At 70.2% G+C, this 7,699-nt stretch carries 7 protein-coding genes and 1 tRNA gene; 6 read left to right on the top strand and 2 right to left on the bottom strand.

Translation table 11 applies throughout. The annotated features are described in order from the left end of the window. Positions 1 to 290, bottom strand: a 290-nt coding sequence (locus C0461_RS12220) for an isoaspartyl peptidase/L-asparaginase (protein ID WP_292107340.1), incomplete at its 3' end; no start/stop codon positions are given. 108 nt (positions 291 to 398) lie between these two features. Here C0461_RS12220 and C0461_RS12215 point away from each other — a divergent pair. Together C0461_RS12215 and C0461_RS12210 are read left to right on the top strand one after the other, a co-directional pair. Further along, complete coding sequence (locus C0461_RS12215; protein WP_292107339.1) at positions 399 to 1,403, top strand: NADPH:quinone oxidoreductase family protein; 1,005 nt, start codon at positions 399 to 401, stop codon at positions 1,401 to 1,403. Beyond that, the gene (locus C0461_RS12210; RefSeq protein WP_292107338.1) at positions 1,400 to 2,119 is read left to right on the top strand and encodes a 2OG-Fe(II) oxygenase family protein; all 720 of its coding nucleotides are present in this window, start codon (positions 1,400 to 1,402) and stop codon (positions 2,117 to 2,119) included. The genes C0461_RS12215 and C0461_RS12210 overlap by 4 nt, the downstream gene beginning before the upstream one ends. Positions 2,120 to 2,160: 41 nt before the next feature. On the opposite strand, the gene C0461_RS12205 is transcribed toward C0461_RS12210, so the two are convergent. Further along, entirely contained in the window at positions 2,161 to 2,568 is a 408-nt protein-coding gene (locus C0461_RS12205; RefSeq protein ID WP_292107336.1) for a DUF1232 domain-containing protein, read from the bottom strand. Positions 2,569 to 2,624: 56 nt separating this feature from the next. On the opposite strand from C0461_RS12205, the gene C0461_RS12200 reads away from it, so the two are divergent. The 4 genes from C0461_RS12200 to C0461_RS12185 all read left to right on the top strand — a co-directional run bounded on the left by C0461_RS12200 (position 2,625) and on the right by C0461_RS12185 (position 7,532). Then, positions 2,625 to 3,407, top strand: a complete 783-nt coding sequence (locus C0461_RS12200) for an SDR family oxidoreductase (protein ID WP_292107334.1) — start codon at positions 2,625 to 2,627, stop codon at positions 3,405 to 3,407. Positions 3,408 to 3,595: 188 nt separating this feature from the next. Beyond that, positions 3,596 to 3,670: transfer RNA gene (locus C0461_RS12195), tRNA-Gly, on the top strand. A 183-nt stretch (positions 3,671 to 3,853) separates the two neighbouring features. Further along, positions 3,854 to 5,689 (top strand): metallophosphoesterase family protein, encoded by a 1,836-nt coding sequence (locus C0461_RS12190; protein ID WP_292107331.1) that lies wholly within the window; start codon positions 3,854 to 3,856, stop codon positions 5,687 to 5,689. Between the two features lie 85 nt (positions 5,690 to 5,774). Further along, complete coding sequence (locus tag C0461_RS12185) at positions 5,775 to 7,532, top strand: ATP-binding protein (RefSeq protein WP_292107330.1); 1,758 nt, start codon at positions 5,775 to 5,777, stop codon at positions 7,530 to 7,532. Positions 7,533 to 7,699: the final 167 nt, after the last annotated feature.

Below are 7,699 nucleotides of genomic sequence, written 5' to 3'. Positions count from 1 at the left end.
CCCTGCAGGGCGGCCACGGCGCCGGCCTTCTGGCTGGCCCCGTCCATCAGGCTGGCGTCCAGCTCATAGCGGCCGTCCAGATTGGGCGAGGCGCCGCGCCCGGCCACATAGAGCCCGGAGTCCTCCAGCATCACCACCGCCTCCACCGTCACGTCCAGCGCCGGGGCGCCCTCCGCCAGACGCGCGGCCATGGCCTCGACCACGGCGCGCATGTTCGCCATCTCGCGGTCGTAGTTCTGCGACCGGCGGGCGCCGGCGCCGCCGTGCAGAACGAGGGCTGGACGGGTCATGGGGGCATCTTCCTGAAGCGTTCGCCCTTTTCACGGGCCTTCGCGCTCATTAGCGTTCGGACGGGGCGGACGCCACCGTCCGGCCACCAGCTTCAAGCGAGGTTCGATTTGCGCGCGGTCCTGTCCCATGCCCCCGGCGGCCCCGAGACCCTCAAGGTCGAGGAGGTCAATGACCCCACCCCCGGCAAGGGCCAGGTGGTGATCGAGGTGAAGGCGGTGGGGATCAATTTCCCCGACACCCTGATCATCGAGGACAAATACCAGTTCAAACCCGAGCGCCCCTTCTCACCCGGCGCCGAGGTGGCCGGGGTGGTCGAGGCGGTGGGCGAGGGCGTCAAGAATGTGCGCAAGGGCGACCGGGTCATCGCCGTGCCCGGCTGGGGCGGTCTGGTGGAGCGCATCGCCGTGCCCGCCAGCCACGTCATCCCCATGCCCAAGGAGATGTCCTTCGAGGAGGGCGCGGCCCTCGTGATGACCTACGGCACCAGCTATTACGCGCTCAAGGACCGGGCCCGGCTGAAGGAGGGCGAGACCCTTCTGGTGCTGGGCGCCGCAGGCGGCGTGGGCGCGGCCGCGGTGGAGCTGGGCAAGGCGATGGGCGCGCGCGTGGTCGCCGCCGCCTCCACCGGCGACAAGGTGGAGTTCGCCCTGGAACTGGGGGCAGACAACGGACTGATCTATCCCACCGGCCCCATGGACAGGGCGGCCCAGAAGGAGCTGTCCGGCGAACTGAAGCTGGCCACCGGCCGCGACGGCGCCGATGTGGTGTTCGACGGCGTCGGCGGCGACTACGCCGAGCCCGCTGTGCGGGCCATGGACTGGGACGGCCGCTATCTGGTGGTGGGCTTCCCGGCCGGGATTCCGTCCCTGCCGCTGAACCTGACCCTGCTGAAGTCTGTGTCCATCGTCGGGGTGTTCTGGGGCGCCCATGTGGCCCGCGAGCCGGAGCTCCACGCCGCCAACATGGCCGACCTGATGCGCCTGTATGCCGAGGGCAAGATCCGGCCGCGGGTGTCGCGCACCTTCCCCCTGCACAAGGCGGGGGAGGCGATCAAGGCGCTGGGCGACCGTCAGGCCCTGGGCAAGATCGTGGTGACGGTCGAGGACCGGTGACCGCCGTCGCCCTCAACCCGGCTATGGATATGACGGCGGGGGCGCAGGCTCTCGGCGGGCGCGGCCGGGCGCGGGTGGCGGGCGTGCTGACCGATGACGCCGCCCGGGCGCTGCACGGGGCGCTGGCCGATGACGGACTGGCCTGGCGGCGCAGTCTCGACAATCCGGCCAATGTGGATGTGCCGGTGTCGATCTTCGAGGGCCAGCCCCTCGAGGAGCAGGCGCGGCTGATCGCCATGGTCCACGAGGGCGCCCGCGACGGCTTCCAGTATGTCTACGACCGTTTCCGCATCGGCTACGGGGTCCAGACCGGCGAGGCGATGCCGGAGGCGCTGGCGGCGCTCTACGCCCTGTTCAACAGCGAGCCGTGGCTGGATTTCGCGCGCACCCTGACCGGGGATGACCGTATCGCCCATGTGGACGCCATGGCCACCCGCTTCGGGCCGGGCCAGTTCCTGAACGGCCACAATGACCACCATGAGAAGGCCGGGCGGCTCTACGCCTATGTGCTGAACCTCTGCCCCGGCTGGCGGGCGGAATGGGGCGGCCTGCTGCTGTTCAAGGATGACGCGGGCGAGGTGGTGGAGGCCTTCACCCCCGGCTTCAATGTGCTGAACGTGTTCCGCGTGCCCCAGGCCCATGCGGTGTCCATGGTCACGCCCTTCGCCGGGGCCCCGCGCCTGTCGATCACCGGCTGGTGGCGCACACAGGGGTGAGCCCGTCTCCTCCCCCGCGAGCGGTGGAGGAGACCGGTCTGTCACTCCTCGCGCATCGCCTCCAGCGTCTCTTCCGCCGCCTGATAATGGCGGCCGCGGATGTGGGAGCCCACCAGGGCGATCATGGCGGCGATCACAGCCGCGTCGTCGGTGAAGCCGATGCCCACGAACACATCGGGAATCACGTCCACCGGCATGACGAAATAGCCCAGCCCCGCCAGCATCAATCCCTTGGCCCGCAGCGGCGTCTCGGGATCCCGCGCCGCGTGCCACCCCGCAATCGCCTCCCGCGCAAAGGGGATGCGCGTGGCCGTGCGCCGGATCTTGGGCCAGAAGCCGCGCCGCACCCGTTCGGCGTTGAGCTTGATCGTGGCGGGGACCAGGGCGCGCGCCGGGTCCAGCGCCTGTTCGGGCGTTTCGATTGAAGACGGTTTGGCGTTTGGCGACATGGCGTCTAAATCCTCGGCCCAGCTCAACAGTTCAAATCAATATAGGGATGAATGCCATGAAACTGGACGGTTCGATCGCGGCGGTGGTGACGGGCGGAGCCTCGGGCCTGGGCGAAGGCACGGCGCGGGCCCTGGCGGCCAGGGGCGTCAAGGTGGCCATCTTCGACCTGAACGAGGAGGCGGGTGAAAAGGTCGCGGCCGAGATCGGCGGGGTCTTCTGCAAGGTCAATGTGACCGACGACGCCTCGGTGGCCGCCGCCTTCGAAAAGGCCCGCGCCGCCCATGGCCAGGAGCGCCTGACCGTCAATTGCGCCGGCATCGCCACCGGCCAGAAGACCGTGTCGCGCAAGAAGGACACCGGCGAGATCCGCGCCCACGACATGGCCCAGTTCGAGAAGACGGTGACGGTCAACCTGTTCGGCACCTTCCGGGTGGCGTCCCAGTCGGCGGCGGGCATGGTCACCCTGGACCCCATGGAAGACGGCGAGCGCGGCCTGATCGTCAACACCGCCAGCGTGGCGGCCCAGGACGGCCAGATCGGCCAGGCGGCCTATTCGGCCTCCAAGGGCGGCGTCTACGCCATGACCCTGCCCATGGCCCGCGACCTGATGAACGAGGGCGTGCGGGTCAACACCATCCTGCCGGGCATCATGTGGACCCCCATGATGGCGGGCATGGACCAGAAGGTTCAGGACGCCCTGGCCGCCATGATCCCCTTCCCCAAGCGCCTTGGCACGCCGGCCGACTACGCCGCCCTGGCCCTGCACCTGGCCGAGAACACCTACATCAACGGCGAGTGCATCCGTCTGGACGGGGGGATCAGACTGGCGCCCAGATAAGAGCGCTACCGCTCGCCGCGCGGCGGCTCGCTGCTTGAGCGCATCCTGGGACGCTACCGCTCGCGTCGCGGACGCTCGCTGCTTGAGCGCGTATTGGGCGCGTTTGATGGGGGGATTTCCGAATTTCGGCGATCCCCTCTTGCAGCCCCCGCCCGCGCTCGGCTATAGGCCCGCCCTCGACTGAGAGCGCGGGCGTAGCTCAGGGGTAGAGCATCACCTTGCCAAGGTGAGGGTCGGGCGTTCGAATCGCCTCGCCCGCTCCAGTCGAAACGCAAAGAGCCTCGTCCCCGGACGGGGCTTTTTTGTTTTGGGCCTCAGACCCGCTTGATCCGTTCCCTGCGCATTTCAGCCCTGCCGACACGCCCCTGTCATACACAGGCGTCACCATGGGCCATCCCCTCACGACGACTGCGCCGATACGCGGTCTTGTTCAGGAACGCCGCACCATGTCGCGCAAGCTTCTTCTCGCCCTCGCCCTGTCGGCGGGCCTGGCCTTTTCGCAGACGCCGGCGCTGGCGCTTCAGCCGGCCGTGGTCGCGGCGCCGGCCTCGCCCCATGCCGCCCTCGAGGCCGATGTCTCGGACATCCTGGACCGCATGGTGCGCGAGATGGGGCCGGACGAGCGCCTGGCCCTGACGCCCGAGAGCGCGGCGGCCTTCCTGAGCGCGGAGGAGCGCGCGCGCCTGTCCACGGGCTTCGCCCGCTTCACGGTCGATCGCCCCGCGCGCCTGTTCGTGGCCTTCGACAGCGCCTGGGGCGAGACGCCCTTCTGGCTCGCCGACCTGGGCTTCCAGCGCCGGGCCGACCTGGACTTCATCGTCGATGTGGAGGACCCCTTCCACGTCTGGGAGAAGGCCGTGCCTGCCGGCGAGGTGAACCTGGGCGTGCCCAGCCTGTCGGGTGAGCTGAAGCCCTATGTGGTGTTCGCCGCGCCCGCCGAGGGCGCCGGAACGGTTGAGATCACCCCGCTGGTCCCGGGCGCCGATGTGCAGACGGCCCGCGAAGGCGGCGAGCCCTATGTGGACGACAACGATTATTTCAACGCCCTGCCCGCCCAGCTTGACGGCCTGCCCGTTCTGCGCAGTTTCGAGAGCTGGGAGTTCGTCTCGCGCATGGTGGGCTTCTTCCGGGCCACCGACTATCCGTCGTCGGGCGCGCCGGACCATCTGCAGCTGACCTGGCAGGGCGATCCCCGCACCGGGGTGACGGTGCAGTGGCGCACCGACGAGACGGTGCAGGACTCCATCCTGTGGCTGGCGCCCCGGGGCGACGACAGCGCGGGCCGCGTCCTGAGAGCCGAGGCCGCAGCCCTGACCAGCCGCCAGGTCGTCAACGACCCCGACATCCGCCTGCACCGGGTGCGGCTGGACGACCTGACTCCGGCCACGGACTATGAGTACGCCGTCAGCGCCGACAACGGCCAGACCTGGACCCGGCGCCGCCCGTTCCGCACCGCCGCCGAGGCGGGGGCGGAGCCCTACGCCTTCATCTATCTGGGCGATCCCCAGAACGGTCTGGACGAGTGGGGCGACCTGATCCGGCAGTCCGACGCCCGCTTCCCCGAGGCGCGCTTCTACATGATCGCCGGCGACCTGATCGACCACGGCACCGAGCGGGACAACTGGGACCAGTTCTTCCACGAAGGCTCGACGGTGTTCGACCGCACGCCGGTGGTCCCGGCCCTGGGCAACCACGACAGCCACGGCGGCCACCCCACCCTGTATCTTCAGCAGTTCGCCCTGCCGGCCAACGGCGCCGAGACCCTGGATCCGGGCCGCACCTACCATGTGACCTATCAGGACCTTCTGGTGGTGGTGATGGACTCCAACTACGACCTGGTGGAGCCGGAGCTTCAGACCGAATGGCTGGACCGGGTGCTGGGCGAAAGCGACGCCCGCTGGAAGGTGGTGATCTACCACCACCCGTTCTACGCCTCTCGGCCGGGCCGGGATAACTATCCGCTGCGCGACGCCTGGGGCCCCATCTTCGACCGGCACAATGTGGACATCGCCTTCCAGGGCCACGACCACGCCTATATGCGCACCGTCCCCATGCGCGGCCATCAGCCCGCCGCCGAGGGCGAGCACGGCACGGTCTATCTGGTCGCGGTGTCGGGGACCAAGATGTACGAGCAGGGCCTGCCCGATTTCGCCGCCTTCGGCGCGGTCAACACCCGCACCTATCAGATCATCGAGGTGGACCCCGTCGCCGGAACCCTAACGTACCGGGCCATCGACAGCGACGGCGGCGTCATCGACAGCTTCGACCTGTCCAGGGACTGACTGACACCGCCTCTTGTTTGATCGCCGTTCGTTGAGCGGCCCGGCTCTTGCACCGACGTCATGGAATACGGTGTAAGGCGAACGCATGTTTCTCGAAGGCGAGGTCAACTGGGCTCTGGTGTTCGGCGTGGTGGCGGCGATCTGCGCCGTCGTGGCCATTACGGGACTCGTCGCGGCCGCCCGCTGGGGTCTGGCGTATCGAAATGCGACGGCCCGGCTTGACCACGCCCTGATGAGTCACGAGGGCTCGGCCCGTCGCCTGCGCGAGGTGCTGGACGCCATCCCGGTGGCCCTGGTCGAGACCGACCTGGGCGGCAAGTTCATCTTCGCCAACCGCGCCGCGCACCAGCTGCTGGGCCGCCGCGACGCCGAGCTTCTGGGCCTGCGCTTTCACTCCGCCACCTGGGGCATCACCTATCCCGACGGCCGCCCGGTGCCGCCGGACCTGCTGCCCAGCGCCCGGGCCCTGCGGGGCCAGACGGTCAAGGGCTTCCAGCACATCATGGCCAACCCCTCCAGCCGCCGGAAGATGCTGGTCTCGGTCACGGCCATGCCCATCCTGGGGCCGGTGGGCGAGGTGATCGGCTCCACCGCCGCCATCGTCGAGACCGACAGCCTGATCCAGCCCGAACCGGCGCCCGCGCCGGAACCCGTCGTCGCCCCGGTCGATCCGGGCCTGACCCGGCGGGTGTTCGACGCCGCCTCCAGCGCCCTTGTGGTTCTGGATGCGGAGGGACGGGTGCGCGAGGCCAACCGCACGGCGCTGGAGCGCCACAGCCTGGACGCCGGGGCCGTCGCGGGCCTGGACTTCGCCGATCTGTTCCTGGCGCTGGACGAGCGCACCGAGGGCCGCATGGCCCTGAACGCCGCCCGCGCCGCCGAGCCGGGCGCGGCCGAGCCGATCGTGGCGGCCTCGGGCCTGACCTGGCGCATCCTGCCCCTGCCGGGCGAGGACGGCGCCCTGCTGCTGGCGGGCGAACGCACGCCGGAGCCTCTGCCCGAAACCCCCGCTGAAGACACGACCGACGACCCGGCCGAGGGCCTGCGCGCCGAGCTGGAGGAGGCCCGCGCCCGCCTGACCGCGCTGGAGGACCGCCTTGCCGACGAACAGGCGGAGCTGACCGCCGCGCGGCGGCTGGAGACCGTGGGTCGTCTGACCGGCGGCGTGGCGCACGACTTCTCGGCCCTGCTGGGGGTCATGACCAGCGCCCTGGACATGCTGCTGAAACAGGCGGACCAGCCCGACCGGGTGCGCCGTCTGGGCGGGGCGGCCTTGAACGCGGGCCGGCGCGGCGAGGCCCTGACCCGGCGCCTGGCCGCCTTCAGCCAGGGCGAGGACGCGGTCATGAACCGGCTGGACCTGTCGGTGCTGCTGAAGAGCATGGAGCCGACCCTGCGCCAGATGGCGGGCGAGGATGTGGACCTGATGATCGAGGCGCCCGACCGGCCCATGGAGGCGCTGATCGACCCGGCCGCCTTCGACGGCGCCGTGCGCGCCTTGCTGGACAATGCGGTGCAGGCGCTGGAGGGACGGGGCTCCGTGGCCATCCGGCTGGACGAGACGCCCGAGGGCCAGTGGCGCCTGTCGGTGCGCGACAACGGGCCGGGCATGGACAGCGACGTGCTGGCCCGCGCGTCGGAGCCCTTCTTCACCACGCGGGACGGCGCCACCGGTCTGGGCCTGTCACAGGCCTACGCCTTCGCGCGCCAGTCGGGCGGACGGCTGGCCATGGACAGCGCCCCGGGCGAGGGGACCGAGGTCGCCCTGATCCTTCCGGCCGCGCCGGAAACCCCCGCTGAACCGGCCCCCGCCGCCCCCGAGGCCGAACCCGCCGCGTCCTGAATCGGGATTTCGCCGTTCTTTCAGCGCCCGTCCACTGCTAGGCTGCGGCCGGAGGGAACAGGGAGGCGGTCATGAAGATCCTGCGGTTCATTCTGGTCATGGTGGTGATCGGCTATGCGGGCTGGCTGGCCTGGCCGTTCATCTCGCCGTTCCTTGAGGGGGCGGGG

It is taken from the genome of Brevundimonas sp. (genome assembly GCF_013823285.1).
Taxonomy (GTDB): domain Bacteria; phylum Pseudomonadota; class Alphaproteobacteria; order Caulobacterales; family Caulobacteraceae; genus Brevundimonas.
Note: the sequence above shows the minus strand (reverse complement) of the source record. Positions and strands in the feature narration are given on the sequence as shown.